This is a genomic window from Virgibacillus sp. W0430 (genome assembly GCF_051846935.1).
Lineage (GTDB): Bacteria > Bacillota > Bacilli > Bacillales > Amphibacillaceae > JBPYCR01.
The window spans coordinates 34,448-51,941 of sequence record NZ_JBPYCS010000012.1; the positions used below are offsets into that span (position 1 = coordinate 34,448).

32 protein-coding genes are annotated in these 17,494 nt (G+C 40.5%); all 32 read left to right on the plus strand.

What is annotated here, in order from left to right:
• Positions 1–9: 9 nt before the first annotated feature.
• The 32 genes from rplC (at position 10) to ACLIBH_RS08335 (ending at position 17,469) form a co-directional block, all read left to right on the plus strand.
• The gene (gene rplC, locus ACLIBH_RS08180) at positions 10–642 is read left to right on the plus strand and encodes a 50S ribosomal protein L3 (RefSeq protein ID WP_439316218.1); all 633 of its coding nucleotides are present in this window, start codon (positions 10–12) and stop codon (positions 640–642) included.
• Positions 643–667: 25 nt separating this feature from the next.
• Positions 668–1,291: a 50S ribosomal protein L4 gene (rplD, locus tag ACLIBH_RS08185; protein ID WP_439316219.1), complete on the plus strand. Its 624-nt coding sequence runs from the start codon at positions 668–670 to the stop codon at positions 1,289–1,291.
• Positions 1,291–1,578, plus strand: a complete 288-nt coding sequence (gene rplW / locus ACLIBH_RS08190) for a 50S ribosomal protein L23 (protein WP_439316220.1) — start codon at positions 1,291–1,293, stop codon at positions 1,576–1,578. Before rplD ends, rplW begins: the two co-directional genes overlap by 1 nt.
• A 29-nt stretch (positions 1,579–1,607) precedes the next feature.
• Positions 1,608–2,438, plus strand: coding sequence for a 50S ribosomal protein L2 (gene rplB, locus ACLIBH_RS08195; RefSeq protein ID WP_439316221.1), 831 nt, complete (start codon positions 1,608–1,610; stop codon positions 2,436–2,438).
• Positions 2,439–2,579: 141 nt separating this feature from the next.
• On the plus strand, positions 2,580–2,858 hold the full coding sequence (gene rpsS, locus ACLIBH_RS08200; RefSeq protein WP_439316222.1) for a 30S ribosomal protein S19: 279 nt from the start codon (positions 2,580–2,582) through the stop codon (positions 2,856–2,858).
• Positions 2,859–2,876: 18 nt separating this feature from the next.
• Complete coding sequence (gene rplV, locus ACLIBH_RS08205) at positions 2,877–3,218, plus strand: 50S ribosomal protein L22 (protein ID WP_439316223.1); 342 nt, start codon at positions 2,877–2,879, stop codon at positions 3,216–3,218.
• Between the two features lie 3 nt (positions 3,219–3,221).
• Positions 3,222–3,863 (plus strand): 30S ribosomal protein S3, encoded by a 642-nt coding sequence (rpsC, locus tag ACLIBH_RS08210; RefSeq protein WP_439316224.1) that lies wholly within the window; start codon positions 3,222–3,224, stop codon positions 3,861–3,863.
• 18 nt (positions 3,864–3,881) lie between these two features.
• Positions 3,882–4,316: a 50S ribosomal protein L16 gene (gene rplP, locus ACLIBH_RS08215; protein ID WP_439316225.1), complete on the plus strand. Its 435-nt coding sequence runs from the start codon at positions 3,882–3,884 to the stop codon at positions 4,314–4,316.
• Complete coding sequence (gene rpmC, locus ACLIBH_RS08220; RefSeq protein ID WP_439316226.1) at positions 4,306–4,506, plus strand: 50S ribosomal protein L29; 201 nt, start codon at positions 4,306–4,308, stop codon at positions 4,504–4,506. The genes rplP and rpmC overlap by 11 nt, the downstream gene beginning before the upstream one ends.
• 24 nt (positions 4,507–4,530) lie before the next feature.
• Positions 4,531–4,794: a 30S ribosomal protein S17 gene (gene rpsQ / locus ACLIBH_RS08225; protein WP_439316227.1), complete on the plus strand. Its 264-nt coding sequence runs from the start codon at positions 4,531–4,533 to the stop codon at positions 4,792–4,794.
• A gap of 40 nt (positions 4,795–4,834) precedes the next feature.
• Complete coding sequence (gene rplN, locus ACLIBH_RS08230; protein ID WP_439316228.1) at positions 4,835–5,203, plus strand: 50S ribosomal protein L14; 369 nt, start codon at positions 4,835–4,837, stop codon at positions 5,201–5,203.
• 41 nt (positions 5,204–5,244) lie between these two features.
• Positions 5,245–5,556 carry a 50S ribosomal protein L24 gene (gene rplX / locus ACLIBH_RS08235; RefSeq protein WP_439316229.1) on the plus strand — a complete coding sequence of 104 codons (312 nt, stop codon included), beginning with the start codon at positions 5,245–5,247 and terminating at the stop codon, positions 5,554–5,556.
• A 26-nt stretch (positions 5,557–5,582) separates the two neighbouring features.
• Complete coding sequence (rplE, locus tag ACLIBH_RS08240; RefSeq protein ID WP_439316230.1) at positions 5,583–6,122, plus strand: 50S ribosomal protein L5; 540 nt, start codon at positions 5,583–5,585, stop codon at positions 6,120–6,122.
• Between the two features lie 27 nt (positions 6,123–6,149).
• Positions 6,150–6,335: a type Z 30S ribosomal protein S14 gene (locus ACLIBH_RS08245; protein WP_336263704.1), complete on the plus strand. Its 186-nt coding sequence runs from the start codon at positions 6,150–6,152 to the stop codon at positions 6,333–6,335.
• A gap of 28 nt (positions 6,336–6,363) precedes the next feature.
• Positions 6,364–6,762 carry a 30S ribosomal protein S8 gene (gene rpsH, locus ACLIBH_RS08250; protein ID WP_439316231.1) on the plus strand — a complete coding sequence of 133 codons (399 nt, stop codon included), beginning with the start codon at positions 6,364–6,366 and terminating at the stop codon, positions 6,760–6,762.
• Between the two features lie 28 nt (positions 6,763–6,790).
• Positions 6,791–7,327 carry a 50S ribosomal protein L6 gene (gene rplF / locus ACLIBH_RS08255; RefSeq protein ID WP_439316232.1) on the plus strand — a complete coding sequence of 179 codons (537 nt, stop codon included), beginning with the start codon at positions 6,791–6,793 and terminating at the stop codon, positions 7,325–7,327.
• A 25-nt stretch (positions 7,328–7,352) separates the two neighbouring features.
• Positions 7,353–7,715, plus strand: a complete 363-nt coding sequence (gene rplR, locus ACLIBH_RS08260; protein ID WP_439316233.1) for a 50S ribosomal protein L18 — start codon at positions 7,353–7,355, stop codon at positions 7,713–7,715.
• Between the two features lie 23 nt (positions 7,716–7,738).
• A complete protein-coding gene (rpsE, locus tag ACLIBH_RS08265; RefSeq protein WP_439316234.1) occupies positions 7,739–8,242 on the plus strand; it encodes a 30S ribosomal protein S5 in 504 nt (167 codons plus the stop codon).
• 13 nt (positions 8,243–8,255) lie between these two features.
• Complete coding sequence (gene rpmD / locus ACLIBH_RS08270; protein ID WP_439316235.1) at positions 8,256–8,438, plus strand: 50S ribosomal protein L30; 183 nt, start codon at positions 8,256–8,258, stop codon at positions 8,436–8,438.
• A gap of 31 nt (positions 8,439–8,469) precedes the next feature.
• The gene (gene rplO / locus ACLIBH_RS08275) at positions 8,470–8,910 is read left to right on the plus strand and encodes a 50S ribosomal protein L15 (protein WP_439316236.1); all 441 of its coding nucleotides are present in this window, start codon (positions 8,470–8,472) and stop codon (positions 8,908–8,910) included.
• Entirely contained in the window at positions 8,910–10,205 is a 1,296-nt protein-coding gene (gene secY, locus ACLIBH_RS08280; protein WP_439316237.1) for a preprotein translocase subunit SecY, read from the plus strand. The genes rplO and secY overlap by 1 nt, the downstream gene beginning before the upstream one ends.
• 117 nt (positions 10,206–10,322) lie before the next feature.
• Positions 10,323–10,967, plus strand: coding sequence for an adenylate kinase (locus tag ACLIBH_RS08285; protein ID WP_439316238.1), 645 nt, complete (start codon positions 10,323–10,325; stop codon positions 10,965–10,967).
• A 177-nt stretch (positions 10,968–11,144) separates the two neighbouring features.
• Positions 11,145–11,480 carry a KOW domain-containing RNA-binding protein gene (locus ACLIBH_RS08290; RefSeq protein WP_439316239.1) on the plus strand — a complete coding sequence of 112 codons (336 nt, stop codon included), beginning with the start codon at positions 11,145–11,147 and terminating at the stop codon, positions 11,478–11,480.
• On the plus strand, positions 11,458–11,676 hold the full coding sequence (gene infA / locus ACLIBH_RS08295; protein ID WP_439312422.1) for a translation initiation factor IF-1: 219 nt from the start codon (positions 11,458–11,460) through the stop codon (positions 11,674–11,676). Before ACLIBH_RS08290 ends, infA begins: the two co-directional genes overlap by 23 nt.
• Positions 11,677–11,702: 26 nt before the next feature.
• Complete coding sequence (rpmJ, locus tag ACLIBH_RS08300; RefSeq protein ID WP_029267374.1) at positions 11,703–11,816, plus strand: 50S ribosomal protein L36; 114 nt, start codon at positions 11,703–11,705, stop codon at positions 11,814–11,816.
• A 25-nt stretch (positions 11,817–11,841) separates the two neighbouring features.
• Entirely contained in the window at positions 11,842–12,204 is a 363-nt protein-coding gene (rpsM, locus tag ACLIBH_RS08305; RefSeq protein ID WP_439316240.1) for a 30S ribosomal protein S13, read from the plus strand.
• 23 nt (positions 12,205–12,227) lie between these two features.
• Entirely contained in the window at positions 12,228–12,617 is a 390-nt protein-coding gene (gene rpsK, locus ACLIBH_RS08310) for a 30S ribosomal protein S11 (protein WP_439316241.1), read from the plus strand.
• Positions 12,618–12,924: 307 nt separating this feature from the next.
• Complete coding sequence (locus ACLIBH_RS08315) at positions 12,925–13,869, plus strand: DNA-directed RNA polymerase subunit alpha (RefSeq protein WP_439316242.1); 945 nt, start codon at positions 12,925–12,927, stop codon at positions 13,867–13,869.
• A gap of 285 nt (positions 13,870–14,154) precedes the next feature.
• A complete protein-coding gene (gene rplQ, locus ACLIBH_RS08320; protein ID WP_439316243.1) occupies positions 14,155–14,508 on the plus strand; it encodes a 50S ribosomal protein L17 in 354 nt (117 codons plus the stop codon).
• A gap of 479 nt (positions 14,509–14,987) precedes the next feature.
• Positions 14,988–15,827: an energy-coupling factor ABC transporter ATP-binding protein gene (locus ACLIBH_RS08325; RefSeq protein WP_439316244.1), complete on the plus strand. Its 840-nt coding sequence runs from the start codon at positions 14,988–14,990 to the stop codon at positions 15,825–15,827.
• A complete protein-coding gene (locus ACLIBH_RS08330; RefSeq protein WP_439316245.1) occupies positions 15,803–16,672 on the plus strand; it encodes an energy-coupling factor ABC transporter ATP-binding protein in 870 nt (289 codons plus the stop codon). Before ACLIBH_RS08325 ends, ACLIBH_RS08330 begins: the two co-directional genes overlap by 25 nt.
• Complete coding sequence (locus ACLIBH_RS08335) at positions 16,669–17,469, plus strand: energy-coupling factor transporter transmembrane component T family protein (protein ID WP_439316246.1); 801 nt, start codon at positions 16,669–16,671, stop codon at positions 17,467–17,469. The genes ACLIBH_RS08330 and ACLIBH_RS08335 overlap by 4 nt, the downstream gene beginning before the upstream one ends.
• The last annotated feature ends 25 nt before the right edge of the window (positions 17,470–17,494 follow it).

Sequence of the window (17,494 nt, forward strand, 5' to 3'; positions counted from 1 at the left end):
GTGTAACGGATGACGAAAGGAATCTTAGGTCGTAAGATCGGTATGACACAGCTTTTTTCTGAAAACGGTGAGTTGATTCCTGTAACGGTTATTGAAGCAGAGCCAAATATCGTTTTACAAAAAAAGACGGTAGAAAATGACGGCTATACAGCGGTACAAATAGGTTTTGCGGACAAAAAAGGATCACGCACTAACAAGGCGGAAAAAGGTCATGCTGAAAAAGCAAACACAAGCCCTAAGCGCTACGTTCGTGAAATCCGTACGGCTAAGCTTGACAACTATGAAGTAGGTCAGGAAATTAGCGTAGAAGTTTTTCAAGAAGGCGACAAGGTGGATGTAACAGGTACATCTAAGGGTAAAGGTTTTCAAGGATCTATTAAGCGTCACAATTTCGCTAGAGGTCCAATGAGTCACGGTTCTCGTTATCATAGAGGTTCAGGTTCGATGGGTGCAGCAGCTGACCCAGCACGTGTATTTAAAGGTAAGAAGCTTCCAGGACAAATGGGTAGCGAGCAAGTAACCATTCAGAACTTGGAAATCGTAAGAGTCGACACTGAGCGTAACTTACTTTTAATTAAAGGTAATGTTCCTGGTGCTAAAAAATCTTATGTAAAAGTAGCGACAGCCGTTAAAGGCAACTAATATACAGACGAAGGGAGGATATGTCATGCCTAAAGTAACATTGTTTAAACAAGATGGATCTCAAGCGGGAGATGTCGAATTAAATGATTCGGTATTTGGTATTGAACCAAATACGCACGTGTTGAACGAAGCTGTAAAGATGCAACGTGCTTCACTTAGACAAGGAACACATGCCGTGAAGAATCGTTCTGCAGTTCGTGGAGGCGGTCGTAAGCCATGGCGTCAAAAAGGTACTGGTCGTGCACGTCAAGGTTCAATCCGTTCACCACAGTGGGTAGGCGGTGGAGTGGTTTTCGGACCAACACCACGTAGCTATAGTTACAGACTACCGAAAAAAGTGCGTCGTCTAGCACTAAAATCTGCTTTGTCTTCTAAAGTGAAAGAAGAAAGCATTGTTGTTTTGGAAAATCTTGTATTAGACGCTCCGAAAACAAAAGATGTCGTTCAAATGCTAGGAGCTCTTAATGTAGAGAGTAAAGCACTAATTGTAACGACAGAAAAGGACGAAAACGTTATTCGTTCAGCAAATAACCTTCAATCAGTAAAGGTTCTAACTGTAAGTGATGTTAATGTATTAGATTTGCTTACGCATGACACACTGATCTTAACGAAGGATGCAGCCGAAAAAGCAGGGGAGGTGCTTGCATAATGAAAGACTTGCGTGATATTATTAAGCGCCCGGTAATTACAGAGCACTCTGCTGATCTAATGGCAGAAAAAAAGTACACCTTTGAAGTTGATACAAAAGCAAATAAAACAGAGATTAAAACTGCTGTTGAAACTGTTTTTGGTGTCAAAGTAGATAAAGTAAACACAATGAATCTGAAAGGTAAATTCAAGCGAATGGGTCGTTATGGCGGCTTTCGTCCAAATCGCAAAAAAGCGATTGTTCAACTTTCAGAAGACAGTAAAGATCTGGAGTTCTTTGAAGGATAAACAAATCCGAAGCGAAGGAGGGAAAAAACATGGCGATTAAAAAGTATAAACCAACATCAAATGGTAGACGTAACATGTCAGGATTGGACTTCTCATCCATTACGACAGACAAACCAGAAAAGTCATTACTAAGCCCATTGCATAAGCGCGGCGGACGTAATGCACAAGGGAGATTGACGGTTCGTCATCAAGGTGGTGGCCACAAACGTCAATATCGTATCATTGATTTCAAACGAAATAAAGATGGAATACCAGGACGCGTTGCTACGATCGAATACGATCCAAACCGTTCAGCGAACATTGCACTAATCCATTATGCCGATGGCGAAAAGCGTTACATTATTGCTCCAAAAGGCATTGAAGTAGGTCAAGTAGTTGAGTCTGGTGAAAATGCAGACATTAAAGTGGGAAATGCGTTGCCACTTGGAAGCATTCCAGTCGGAACAGTAATCCACAACGTTGAGTTGAAGCCAGGACGCGGCGGACAGCTTGCACGTTCAGCAGGTGCAGAAGCACAAATTCTTGGACGTGAAGGCAAATATAGTCTTGTACGCTTGGCATCAGGAGAGGTTCGCTTAATTTTGACAGCTTGTCGTGCGACAGTTGGACAAGTCGGAAACATCGAACATGAGCTTACAGTTGTAGGTAAAGCTGGACGTTCACGCTGGTTAGGTAAGCGCCCAACAGTTCGTGGTTCTGCGATGAACCCAGTTGATCACCCACACGGTGGTGGGGAAGGACGTACGCCGATTGGCCGTAAGTCACCTGTATCACCTTGGGGTCAGAAGACACTTGGCTACAAAACTCGTACACGTAATAAGCCATCAGATAAGTATATCGTTCGTAAACGTAAAAAATAATTAGATATGAATCACAATAGAATCATATCTTGTCTCTTATTCTCTAAGGTTAGCAGTTAAGGAAGTTCGTACTTTCTTGCTGCATCTGTACAACGAAGGCTTTGAGATAAGCCAAGTTTACAAACGAAAGGAGGTTTATTCATGGGACGTAGCTTAAAAAAAGGGCCTTTCGCAGATGACCATCTGTTAAAAAAGGTTGCAAGCCAAAGTGAAAGTGAAAAGAAAAGAGTCATTAAAACATGGTCTCGACGTTCAACAATTTTCCCTGACTTTGTAGGTCTCACCATTGCAGTTTATGACGGTCGTAAACATGTGCCGGTATACATTACAGAAGATATGGTAGGACACAAGCTAGGTGAATTTGCTCCAACACGCTCGTTTAGAGGTCATGCCGGTGATGATAGGAAAACAAAACGCTAATGAGAGGAGGCACTCTACATGCAAGCAAAAGCGATTGCGAAATCCGTTCGTATAGCTCCTCGTAAAGTACGGTTGGTTATCGATTTAATTCGAGGTAAAGACGTAGCTGAAGCAACAGCTATACTACGTCACACACAGCGCGGTGCTTCTCCAGTTGTAGAAAAGGTTTTGATGTCTGCTGTAGCAAACGCAGAACATAACTACGAAATGGATCCAGAGAATTTAGTTGTCTCTGAAGCATTTGTCAATGAGGGAGCTACTTTAAAACGTTTCCGTCCACGTGCACAAGGACGTGCAAGCAAAATTAATAAACGCACAAGCCATATTACAGTGGTTTTAACAGAAAAGAAGGAGGGGTAGTCCGTGGGTCAGAAGATAAATCCAATTGGTCTTCGTGTCGGTATCATTAAAGACTGGGAATCAAAGTGGTATGCAGACAAGGAATACGCTGATTTATTGCACGAAGATATCAAAATTAGGGAATATCTTGAAAATCGCCTAAAGACAGCTGCAGTTTCCTCAATTGAAATCGAACGTGCAGCAAACCGAGTGAATATTACCATCCATACAGGAAAGCCGGGTATGGTCATCGGTAAAGGTGGTTCAGAAGTAGAGAAGTTACGTAAAGCTTTAAACAATTTAACTGGCAAACGAGTTCATATTAACATTGTTGAGATTAAGAAAGTTGATTTGGATGCTAAGCTAGTAGCAGAAAACATTGCTCATCAGTTGGAAAGTCGTATTTCTTTCCGTCGTGCACAAAAACAAGCGATTCAGCGTACGATGCGCGCAGGAGCAAAAGGAATTAAAACACAAGTATCTGGACGTCTAGGCGGAGCAGATATAGCAAGAGCAGAACATTACAGTGAAGGAACTGTACCACTACACACACTTCGTGCCGATATTGATTACGGTAACGTAGAAGCAGACACTACTTATGGTAAGTTAGGTGTTAAAGTGTGGATTTACCGTGGTGAAGTCCTTCCGGAAAAGCCAAAAAAATAAGGAAGGGGGTAGTGCATTATGTTAATGCCTAAACGTGTAAAATATCGTAGACAACATCGTGGCCGCATGAGAGGTCAAGCAAAAGGCGGAACAACTGTGAGCTTCGGAGATTTCGGTTTGCAAGCAACAGAAGCATCATGGATAACAAGTCGTCAAATTGAAGCTGCACGTATTGCCATGACTCGTTACATGAAGCGTGGCGGTAAAGTTTGGATAAAAATATTCCCTGATAAGCCATACACTGCAAAACCCCTTGAGGTTCGAATGGGGTCCGGTAAAGGGGCACTCGAAGGATGGGTAGCAGTAGTGAAGCCTGGGAAAGTATTATTTGAGGTTGCAGGTGTACCAGAAGAAGTAGCGCGCGAAGCATTACGTCTTGCTTCCCATAAGCTACCGATCAAAACTAAGTTTGTTAAACGTGAAGAAATTGGTGGTGAAATCAATGAAGGCTAATGAAATCAGAGAACTAACCACTGCCGAAATTGAACAAAACGTTAAGTCACTAAAAGAAGAATTATTTAACTTACGCTTCCAACTAGCAACAGGACAATTGGAGAATACGGCAAGAATTAGCCAAGTAAGAAAATCAATTGCTCGTTTAAAAACAGTTGCACGTCAGCGTGAACTAAGCGTAAACAAGTAAAATTGAGGGGAGGTTAGCTCCAACATGAGTGATCGAAATAACCGTAAAGTATATACCGGTCGTGTTGTTTCCGACAAAATGGATAAGACAATTTCCGTAATGGTTGAAACGTATAAATTTCATAAATTGTACGGAAAGCGTGTTAAGTATTCTAAGAAGTTTAAAACACATGATGAAAATAATCAGGCTAAAATTGGCGACGTTGTTCGTATTATGGAAACGCGCCCGCTTTCAGCAACTAAGCGTTTTCGCTTAATTGAAATCGTTGAAGAAGCCGTAATTATATAATAGTCCGTGTTATTGTGTATCCGAAGGGAGGTTACAGCGAATGATTCAGCAGGAATCTCGTTTAAAAATCGCAGATAACTCAGGAGCTCGTGAAGTATTGACCATAAAAGTCCTTGGTGGCTCTGGGCGTAAAACGGCCAATATTGGTGATGTTATTGTTTGTACGGTCAAACAAGCAACACCTGGAGGCGTTGTCAAGAAGGGTGAGGTTGTAAAAGCCGTTATCGTTCGTACAAAGACAGGTGCTCGCCGCAAGGATGGTTCATATATTCGTTTTGATGAAAATGCAGCCGTAATTATCCGTGATGATAAAAGTCCAAGAGGAACGCGTATATTTGGACCAGTTGCTCGGGAATTGCGTGATGCAAAATTCATGAAAATCGTATCTCTAGCTCCAGAAGTACTGTAAGAGATAAGGTAATGATAAGCCCTATAGGAGGTGCGTAAAGTATGCATGTGAAAAAAGGCGATAAAGTAAAAGTGCTATCCGGTAAGGATCGTGGCAAAGAAGGCACCGTTTTAGAAGCATATCCAAAGACAGAACGTGTTCTCGTAGAAGGAATTAATATGGTAAAAAAACATGCAAAGCCTTCTCAAGATAACCAACAAGGTGGAATTCTAAACCAAGAAGCACCTATTCATGTTTCTAATGTACTGCCGATTGATCCGAAAACAAAAGAGCCGACACGCGTTGGTTATGAAATACGTGATGGAAAGAAAGTCCGTATCGCTAAAAAATCCGGTGAAGCGTTAGATAAATAGTTTCCAGGTGAAAGGAGGGCGACACAATGAATGAACTAAAGGTCAAATATCAAGATGAAATTGTTTCTTCGATGATGGAGAAATTCAATTATAAATCGGTAATGGAAGTACCGAAAGTAGAAAAAATAATTGTTAACATGGGCGTTGGAGATGCAGTTCAAAACTCCAAAGTACTTGATAACGCAGTAGAAGAGCTTACGTTAATTTCTGGACAAAAACCAGTCATTACACGTGCGAAGAAATCAATTGCTGGTTTCCGTCTGCGTGAAGGTATGCCGATTGGAACGAAAGTAACGTTACGTGGCGGCCGCATGTATGACTTTTTACAAAAACTAATCAAAGTATCCCTTCCACGTGTTCGGGATTTTCGTGGAGTATCAAAAAAATCTTTTGATGGTCGTGGAAACTACACGTTGGGAGTAAAAGAACAACTGATTTTCCCGGAAATCAATTACGATAAAGTAAGCAAAATTCGTGGAATGGACATTGTTATCGTAACAACTGCCAACACGGATGAAGAAGCACGTGAATTGTTAGCACAACTAGGCATGCCTTTCCAAAAGTAAGCTTAGAGCTATAAAGGAGGGAAATTTGTGGCTAAAAAATCAATGGTTGCGAAACAAAAGCGCCCACAAAAGTTTAAAGTACGTGAGTATACACGCTGTGAGCGATGTGGACGTCCACATTCCGTAATTCGTAAATTTAAACTATGCCGTATTTGTTTCCGTGAACTTGCCCATAAAGGTCAAATTCCTGGTGTCAAAAAAGCAAGCTGGTAATCCCCATTCGGGAAGGAGGTAATGAATAATGGTAATGACAGACCCTATCGCAGATATGTTGACACGCATTCGAAATGCTAATGTAGTACGACATGAGAAGCTGGAACTCCCAGCATCCAAAATTAAAAAAGAAATTGCCGATATTCTAAAACGTGAGGGCTATGTCCGTGATTATGAATTCATCGAAGATAGCAAGCAAGGAGTTCTGCGTATTTTCCTTAAGTACGGTCCGAACGACGAAAGAGTAATTACTGGCTTAAAACGTATTAGCAAACCTGGTCTTCGTGTCTATGCGAAAGCAGATGAAGTACCACGCGTTCTAAATGGTTTAGGAACAGCAATTGTTTCTACGTCAAAAGGGGTACTATCGGATAAGGAAGCAAGATCTCAAGCTGTAGGTGGAGAAATTTTAGCATACATTTGGTAATTAACTTTTTTGATAGGAGGTGCATGAAATGTCTCGTACAGGACTAAAGCCAATTGAAATCCCTGAGGGCGTTGAAGTTAAATTAAACGACAATACCGTTTCGGTGAAAGGCCCAAAAGGTGAATTAACAAGAACGCTTAATGCCGATATGATCATTAAAGTGGAGGATAACGTTGTTGTTGTATCCCGTCCAAATGATCAGAAAAAATATCGTCAATTACACGGTACAACACGCAGTCTAATTCAAAACATGGTGACTGGTGTTCATACCGGATTTCAAAAAGAATTGGAAATTATCGGAGTCGGTTATCGTGCACAAAAACAAGGCAATAAGCTTATTGTTGGTGCCGGTTACTCCCATCCAGTAGAAGTGGAACAGCAAGATGGAATTGAAATAGATGTTCCGAAAAACACAGAAATAATAATTAAAGGAATCGACAAAGAACTCGTAGGAGCAGTTGCAGCCAACATTCGTTCGATTCGAACTCCTGAACCTTATAAAGGAAAAGGAATTCGCTATAAAGGTGAGCACGTACGTCGTAAAGAAGGTAAAACTGCTAAGTAGTAAGCAGAAAGGAGTGTCTGGTTAGATGATCACAAAACCTGATAGAAATTTTGTACGCAAAAGAATTCATGCACGTGTACGTAAAAAGATTTCTGGAACAGCAGAACGTCCTCGGTTAAATGTATACCGTTCAAATAAAAATATGTATGCACAGCTTATTGATGACGAAAAAGGCATCACGCTCGTAAGTGCATCAACAATTGATAAAGATTTAACACTTGATTCTACAAGCAGTGTTGAAGCTGCAGAAAAAGTAGGACAATTAATTGCAAAACGTGCCCAGGATAAAGGTTACAAGTCAGTTGTATTTGATCGTGGGGGCTACCTTTATCATGGACGTGTGAAAGCATTGGCAGATGGAGCTCGTGCTGGAGGACTTGAATTTTAATTGATAAGGGAGGGAACGCTTAAATGAATTATAACATTGACCCAAACAAGCTAGATTTAGAAGAGCGTGTTGTAACCATCAACCGCGTAGCTAAAGTTGTTAAAGGTGGACGTCGTTTTCGCTTTGCAGCAATTGTCGTTGTCGGTGATAAAAATGGTCATGTAGGCTTTGGTACAGGTAAAGCGTTAGAAGTACCTGAAGCGATCAAAAAAGCAATTGATAATGCGAAGAAAAACTTAATTGAAGTACCAATTGTAGGAACAACTATTCCACATCAAATCAATGGCCGTTATGGTTCAGGTAACGTATTAATGAAGCCGGCAGCAGAAGGTACAGGAGTTATTTCCGGTGGCCCGGTACGTGCGGTATTAGAGCTTGCTGGTGTTGGAGATATTTTAACGAAATCACTAGGTTCAAACAACCCGATAAACATGATTCACGCTACGTTGAACGGTTTAACGAACTTAAAACGTGCAGAAGATGTAGCAAAACTACGCGGGAAGTCTGTAGAAGAACTGTTAGGATAAGGAGGGAAAGGCTATGTCTAAAAAATTAGAAATCACCCTCACGCGCAGTGTTATTGGTAGAACACAAAAACAAGTGAAGACCGTTCAAGCATTAGGTTTGAAGAGAATCAACGATTCCGTAGTGCAGCAAGACAATTCCGCTGTACGTGGTATGATTAATACGGTATCGCATCTTGTATCGGTTAAAGAAATATAAGTATTACCAATCCTAAAAAGGAGGTGCTCGCATGAAACTTCATGAATTGCAATCAATAGCAGGAGCTCATAAGTCTCGTAAGCGTGTCGGTCGTGGTACTTCATCTGGTCATGGTAAAACGTCTGGAAAAGGACATAAAGGCCAAAATGCCCGTTCTGGCGGCGGTGTGCGTCCAGGCTTCGAAGGCGGACAAATGCCATTATTCCAACGCTTGCCAAAGCGTGGCTTTACGAACATTCATCGTAAAGAGTTTGCTATTGTAAACTTGGATGCATTAAACCGATTTGAAGACGGCACGGAAATAACACCAGAGCTATTACTTGAAGAAGGTGTCGTAAGTAAAATGAAGACGGGTGTAAAAATACTCGCAAAAGGCACTGTTGAGAAAAAGCTAACAGTAAAGGCTCACAAGTTTTCAGCTGCTGCAAAAGAAGCAATTGAAGCAGCTGGCGGTAAAACAGAGGTGATTTAATGTTCCGTACAATCTCCAACTTTATTAAAATAGGTGATATTAGACGCAAAATCGTCTTCACATTATTAATGCTGATCATTTTTCGTCTAGGAACATTTATTCCAGTTCCGTTTACGAATAAAGAAGCAATCAACTTCATGAATCAACAGAATGTGTTCGGCTTTTTAAATACATTTGGCGGAGGAGCCCTACAAAACTTCTCCATTCTTGCCATGGGTATCATGCCGTATATTACTGCCTCGATTATTATGCAGCTATTGCAAATGGACGTTGTTCCTAAGTTTTCCGAATGGAAAAAGCAAGGTGAAATGGGACGGAAAAAGCTGGCTCAAATTACACGCTATGGAACAATTGTACTAGCCTTCGTTCAGGCGATCGCAATGTCCATAGGCTTTAACGCTATGGCTGGAGGCTTATTAATCGAAGAACCAAGTATTATGAAGTTTCTCGTTATTGCTATTGTATTAACAAGCGGGACTGCATTTTTAATGTGGTTAGGAGAGCAAATAACTGCTAATGGTGTAGGTAACGGGATTTCAATCATAATATTTGCTGGAATCGTTGCTGCTGTACCGAATGGAGTAAAACAGCTATATAGCCAATATTTCGTTAACCCTGGCGATGAACTTTTTATTAACATTATTATCGTAGCGTTAATCGTTTTGGTTGTTATCGCTGTTACAGTAGGCGTTATTTACATCCAGCAAGCACTTAGAAAAATACCTATTCAGTATGCAAAAAAGCTTGTAAATCGCGCTCCGGTTGGAGGACATTCCGCGCACTTGCCATTAAAGGTAAATGCAGCAGGTGTTATTCCCGTCATTTTCGCGATTGCATTTATCGTAGCACCTAGAACGGTAGCGAGCTTTTTTGAAGGAAATCAGATTGCCTCTACGATTGAGTTGATCTTTGATTATACACAACCGATAGGTATGGTACTATACGTCATTTTAATCATTGCGTTTACGTATTTCTATACATTTGTTCAAGTGAATCCAGAACAAATGGCAGAAAACTTGCAAAAACAAGGTGGATATATTCCAGGAATTCGACCTGGTAAAAATACAGAAACTTATCTTACACGTGTAATGTATCGTTTAACCTTTGTAGGCTCGATCTTTTTAGCTGCTGTATCTGTATTACCTATTCTATTAGGTGGTCTTGCTAACTTACCTACAGCAGTACAAATCGGGGGCACAAGCTTACTAATTGTTGTTGGTGTTGCACTACAAACAATGAAGCAATTAGAAAGTCAGCTCGTAAAACGACATTACAAAGGATTTATTAAATCATAACTTGGCAGTTAAGAAAGTGTATAACTTTCACTCTGCATAAGTATAGCTACGGCTAGCCAACGTAAGAGGCTAAGCTTCTCGAAGTTTTCTACTGCCAAGGAGAGCGAGGGAAGAGATTTGAATTTAATTTTAATGGGATTGCCTGGTGCTGGTAAAGGGACACAGGCAGAGAAAATAAATGAAAAATATAAAATCCCTCATATTTCCACAGGTGATATGTTTCGCTTGGCAATTAAAGAAGGAACAGCGCTTGGTCAAAAAGCAAAAGCTTTTATGGATCAAGGCGCACTTGTTCCAGATGAAGTCACAATCGGTATTGTTCAGGAACGCTTGAGCATGACCGATTGTAAAAACGGGTTTTTATTGGACGGATTTCCTAGAACGATTGCTCAAGCCGAAGCATTAAAGCAGCTGTTGGCAAATATGGATGAAAAGATAGACAATGTCATTCATGTTGACGTCCCGGAAGAAAAGTTGATGGAGCGTCTTACTGGACGTCGGGTTTGTCCGACATGCGGGAGAACATACCATGTTGTATATAATCCCCCGAAAAAAGACGGCATTTGTGATAAAGATGGCACAACGTTAATTCAACGAGAAGATGACACAGCTGACACCGTTAAAAACCGTTTAGCAGTGAATATCGATCAAATGCAGCCATTATTAAACTTCTATACAGAAGAAGGCACTTTAGTAACAATTGATGGTGATCAGGAAATTACTGACGTATTTAAGGACATTCAAAAGCAGCTTGACAATTAACCGTAAAGCCGCTCTAAATGACACAGAATAGATGCAATCCAGCTTGTTAAAAGTTATAATGTATTACGTAGCATTAAAATGAACGTGTACAACTTACTATGTAAAGTGACGCAGGATGTTCCTAAGTTCCATTTATCTGTCAATTAAATTATAGTTCTTGAGTGAAGGTGATCGTTGTTGAACGAAACTGATTCGGTACCGCAATTAGGACAAATAGTTCATATATTGCAAGGCCGGGAAAAAGGCCAGTATGCGGTTGTCATTAAGATTGTTGACGATCGGTATGTCATGCTAGCAGACGGAGAAAAACGCAAATATGATCGACCTAAGAAAAAGAACAGGCATCATATTGAGTTTATGGACTATATTTCTTCGGAAGTGCGGAGCAGTCTTCTGGAAACTGGTCGTGTCACAAATGGTAAGTTGCGATTTGCCATAGCTAAATTTATAAACGAGGTTGTGACTGATTTGAAGAAGGGAGATCAACACGATGGCGAAAGACGATGTAATTGAAATGGAAGGCGTTGTAACGGATACATTGCCAAATGCAATGTTTAACGTTGAACTGGAAAATGGTCATACGGTATTGGCGCATGTGTCCGGTAAAATACGAATGCACTTCATCCGTATCCTACCAGGCGATAAAGTTACGGTTGAATTATCACCATACGATTTAACTAAAGGCCGTATCACTTACCGTTACAAATAAGCTCCGATATAAAAGGAGGTAAAACAATGAAAGTAAGAGCATCTGTAAAACCAATCTGTGAAAAATGCAAAATTATAAAGCGTAAAGGCAAAGTAATGGTGATTTGTGAAAATCCGAAGCATAAACAAAAACAAGGTTAACAAGAATAGGAGGTGCATGTAGCTTATGGCACGTATAGCAGGTATTGATGTCCCACGTGATAAGCGTGTAGTAATCGCATTGACGTCTATTTACGGAATCGGTAAAAATAGTTCAAAAGACATTTTGCAAGAAGCAGGTGTTTCTGAAGATACACGAGTGCGTGATCTTACAGAAGAAGAACTAGGTAAAATCCGTAAAGCAGTAGACAACTATACAATTGAGGGAGACCTTCGTCGTGAAGTTTCCTTAAACATTAAACGCCTAACAGAAATTGGATCGTATCGCGGAATTCGTCACCGTCGTGGTTTGCCGGTACGCGGACAAAAAACAAAAAACAATTCACGTACTCGTAAGGGTCCACGTCGAAATGTTTCAGGTAAGAAATAAGCGATAAAGGAGGTATGAAATAAATGGCACGTAAAACGAACACACGTAAACGTCGAGTGAAAAAGACTTTTGACGCTGGGATCGCGCACATTCATTCCACGTTCAATAACACCATCGTAACAATTACGGACACGCAAGGGAATGCAGTTGGCTGGAGTTCTGCAGGTGCACTCGGTTTTAAAGGCTCACGTAAATCAACACCTTTTGCTGCACAGATGGCTGCGGAAACTGCTGCAAAATCTGCGTTAGAAACAGGCATGAAAAACTTAGAAGTAACCGTTAAAGGACCTGGTGCAGGTCGTGAAGCTGCTATTCGTTCGCTTCAGGCAGCAGGATTAGAAGTTACTGCAATTCGTGATGTAACTCCGGTTCCTCACAATGGTTGCCGCCCGCCAAAAAGACGTCGAGTATAATTATACCGTATAGATTTTGTCAACCTGTCTATAATGGTTAGATAGTGATAATTGTATCGATTATACTTTTGCATAGCTATTGTTGTAGCTATGCTACACGAAAGGCAAACAGGTTATTGTTTTTCTATCGAATTTCTAATAATAATCTTTGCTTTTCAAGAAAAACCTTTATATACAGCTATGTGAGACAAAAAGTACGAAAAACAGATGCAGACAGAAAGAGCGATTTTGTCTATCTGGGGAATTTCGGTTAGTTTTGCTATAACTGGGATTTCGACGTTAAAGTTTTAAAGGAGGGCTTTACGTAATGATCGAAATTGAAAAACCAAAAATTGAAACGGTTGAAATTAGCGAGGATGCTACATTTGGTAAATTTGTAGTAGAACCGCTTGAACGTGGATATGGTACTACTCTTGGAAACTCCTTGCGTCGTATCCTATTATCCTCCCTTCCTGGTGCTGCAGTTACGTCCGTTCAAATTGATGGTGCATTACATGAGTTTTCAACGATCGATGGGGTTGTTGAAGATGTAACAACCATCGTTTTAAATTTGAAAAAGCTAGCTCTCAAAATTTACTCGGATGAAGAAAAAACGCTAGAACTGGATGTCCAGGGAGAAGGAGTAGTTACGGCTGCAGATTTAACCTTTGACAGTGACGTTGAAGTATTGAACCCGGAGTTGCATATCGCAACATTGAACAGTACGGGCAATTTATATATGAAAATCAGCGCTGAACGTGGTCGTGGCTATCGTCCAGCAGAGGAAAACAAGCATGATAGCCAACCGATTGGCGTTATTCCTGTTGACTCCATATTTACACCAGTATCTCGTGTTTCCTACCAGGTTGAAAATACCCGAGTTGGTCAAGTATCGAACTTTGATAAATTAACGTTCGATGTTTGGACAAACGGAAGCATTCGTCCAGAAGAAGCGGTATCGTTAGGTGCAAAAGTTTTTACCGAGCATCTTAATATTTTCGTAGGATTAACGGACGATGCGCAAAATGCTGAAATTATGGTTGAAAAAGAAGAAGACCAGAAAGAAAAAGTAATGGAAATGACCATTGAAGAATTGGATCTTTCTGTGCGCTCATATAACTGCTTAAAACGAGCAGGTATAAATACCGTTCAAGAGTTGGCGGCTAAATCAGAGGAAGATATGATGAAGGTTCGAAACTTAGGACGTAAATCCTTAGATGAAGTTAAATCTAAGCTTTCTGATTTGGACTTGAGCTTACGAAACGATGATTGAGTAAAACGTAAACATAGCGTATGAGCATTCATCTGCTGCGTATCGATGATTCATGTTGATGGTGAGAGCAACCTCAACATTTCACTCGGCCTGCCTATTGGATCCATACGAATGACAACATATACCCAAGACTTTCTTTTACGGCTTGGGAACGAATAGGGCTATGAAGGAGTTATTTGAAATGGATTTTGCTCAGATTAAAGCATGCTACGTCTTTTGATATGCTGCTTCATTCTGATTAAACCTTTTAGAATGCCCATGTAACTAGAAAGGGAGGGATTATTCGTGGCTAGAAAGCTAGGTCGAACAACAGACAACCGAATGGCACTACTTCGTAATCTTGCTTCTGATTTAATCATTCATGAACGGATCGAAACGACAGAAGCGAAAGCAAAAGAACTTAAGTCTGTAGTAGAGAAAATGATTACACTTGGAAAACGCGGCGATTTGCATGCACGTCGTCAAGCAGCAGCATTTTTATACCATCAAAAAGCTTCTGAAGATGAAAGTGTGATTCAAAAACTTTTCGATGACATTGCTGCACGCTATGAGGATCGACAAGGTGGCTATACACGTGTTCTTAAATTAGGTGCTCGTCGTGGTGACGGCGCTCCAATGGCAATTATTGAGCTAGTTTAAGTGCATGTACACCGTAGAGGAAAAGCAAGAGCGTCGTGAGAATAGGCCTGCTTTAAACGTCTTTGAAGGCTGAAAGGCTGCAAAGCAAGCCAACGCTGACGTTCGATACTTTGACAATCCTCTTTAAGGAACATTTATGAGTTCAAGGGCAGGACTGCATCTCTTCCACGAGGTGAATCCAGGCCCTTTTTTGTTTAGAAAAAAGCGTACAAGTGAAGCTTTTTAAACGCGCTGATTTTTAAGCTTTTTCATTAAGAGTTATGAAACCAAAGTTGTCCATTCGTATAGTCGTACCCGATTATTTGTTGCTGTACATTCGAGTAATCTTCTTGCATGCATATAGAACGGCATCTATGTGCAGAACGCTTCTGATCTAGTGTATAATATAGAAGCTAAGCTTTGAAAAGACGTTCAACGGTAGTTATAGGCACGATAGATTACCCAAGGCTTAGATGAGCTTCAGGGGAGGTTTTGTTACAATGAAACATAAGTTGATAGAGTTTAGAAACGTATCCTTTCGATATGGAGAAGAGGCGCCTTGGGCTTTAAAAAATTGCTCTTTTACGATTTATGAAAACGAATGGGTAGCGATCATTGGTCATAATGGATCAGGAAAATCAACGATTGCCAAGTTAATGAATGGACTGCTGTTTCCACAAAAAGGCGAAATTATTATTAATGAGACCCCTTTAAATAAAGATACAATCTGGGAGATTCGTAAGCAAGTTGGTATGGTGTTTCAAAACCCAGATAACCAATTTGTAGGTGCTACAGTGCAAGATGATGTCGCATTTGGAATGGAAAATAGAGGCTTTCCTCGAACAGAAATGGTCACACGAATTGATGAAGCGCTTCACGCTGTTGAAATGCAAAAATATCGACTCACGGAGCCTCACCGATTGTCTGGCGGACAAAAGCAACGTGTCGCGATCGCAGGGGTCCTTGCTGTGTCTCCTCGAGTTCTTATTTTGGACGAGGCAACTGCTATGCTAGACCCAAAGGGACGGTTGGAAATTATGAAAACGATTGATGCTGTTCGCAGCAAACGTGAACTATCCCTATTAACGATCACACACGATTTGCATGAAGTCGTGCAAGCCGAGCGGGTTATTGTATTAAATAATGGTGAGATTTGGGACGAAGGTACTCCGAAAGATATATTTCCAAAAAAAGAAGCATTACAGAAAATGGGCCTTGATGTGCCGTTTGTAGCAACGCTTGCAGAAGAATTAAAAAATGTCGGTGTCCAGCTATCAAGCGAACCATTAAGTCATGAGGAATTATTGGAGGATTTATGGATATTACATTCAATGAAGTAAGCTATACGTATCAACCAAACACGCCTTTTTCCCATCAAGCTTTAGATAACCTATCATTTCATATTCCATCCGGTTCATTTGTCGCAGTAATTGGCCATACCGGATCAGGGAAGTCGACAATGATTCAGCACCTTAATGGATTAATGATCCCAACAAGCGGCGAAGTAACCATTGGAGATTACCAGCTGAATAACGATAAAAAGCTTAAAAATATAAAGCAATTACGTAGTCAAGTTGGCGTCGTTTTTCAATATCCAGAGCACCAACTATTTGAGGAAACAGTAGAAAAAGATATTGCCTTTGGGCCTGCCAATTTCGGTACGTCTGATGCGGAAATAAAATCCCGAATAAAAGATATCGTTCCAAAGGTTGGCTTATCGGATGATTTGCTTGAACGCTCTCCTTTTGAGTTAAGCGGTGGTCAAATGCGCCGTGTTGCTATTGCTGGTGTGTTAGCGATGAAACCACAAGTGTTAGTGTTGGATGAACCTACAGCAGGTTTGGATCCACGTGGACAAAAGGAAATAATGGATATGTTTTATCAATTGCATAAGGAGCAACAATTAACGACCATCCTAGTGACCCACAGCATGGAGGATGCAGTAAAGTATGCAGATCATGTTATTATTTTAAATAATGGCACGAAGTATATGGAAGGAAAGCCGGAGGAGATTTTTACGCAACAGCAAGCATTGCAGCAAGTACAACTTGATGTGCCTGAAATGGTACAGTTTCTAGCAAGCTTCAAAGAAAAATTCGGAAAGAGCATACCCTTCACTGGTCAAACGACGAAAGAAATCGCACAGGCGATTCAGCACATTGTAAAAGGAGCTGAATCCATATGAGTAATTCTATTGTTATTGGACAATATGTACCAGGTGAATCACTCATTCATCGACTCGATCCAAGAACGAAAATCATCATTATCTTTTTCTTTGTGTTATTCGTCTTTTTTGCGAATACATTTGTAAGCTATTCGATTTTAACGCTATTTGTATTAGCGAGCATTCTGATTACACGTATTCCATTTCGCTTTATAGCGAAAGGATTAGCTCCAGTTTGGTTTATTATTATTTTTACATTTGTTTTGCATTTAATTGTCACAAAAGAGGGAACCATCGTTTATGAAATAGGTTTCTTTGACATTTATTCAGGTGGCATTATGCAAGGGATCGCGATTTCCATGCGGTTTCTTTTATTGATTTTAATGACTTCATTATTAACGCTAACGACCACCCCGATTGAAATAACGGATGCGATTGAGTATTTGCTTCATCCGTTAAAAAAAGTGAAGTTCCCTGTTCATGAATTAGCTTTAATGATGTCTATTTCTTTACGCTTCATCCCAACGTTAATGCAAGAAACAGAAAAAATATCGAAAGCACAAGCATCACGCGGTGTTGATTTTAAGACAGGTCCAATTAAAGAGCGAGCGAAAGCGATCGTTCCACTCCTTGTACCGCTATTTGTCAGCGCATTTAAACGGGCAGAAGAACTCGCGATGGCGATGGAGTCAAGAGGGTATCAAGGTGGCGAGGGCCGGACAAAACTACGGGAGCTGCGAATTGAAAAAAGAGATATTATAATATATATTATTTTTATCGCTGTATGTGCAGGCTTATTTTATACGAGAAAGTACTAAATATGGAACGAACTAACGGAGACGC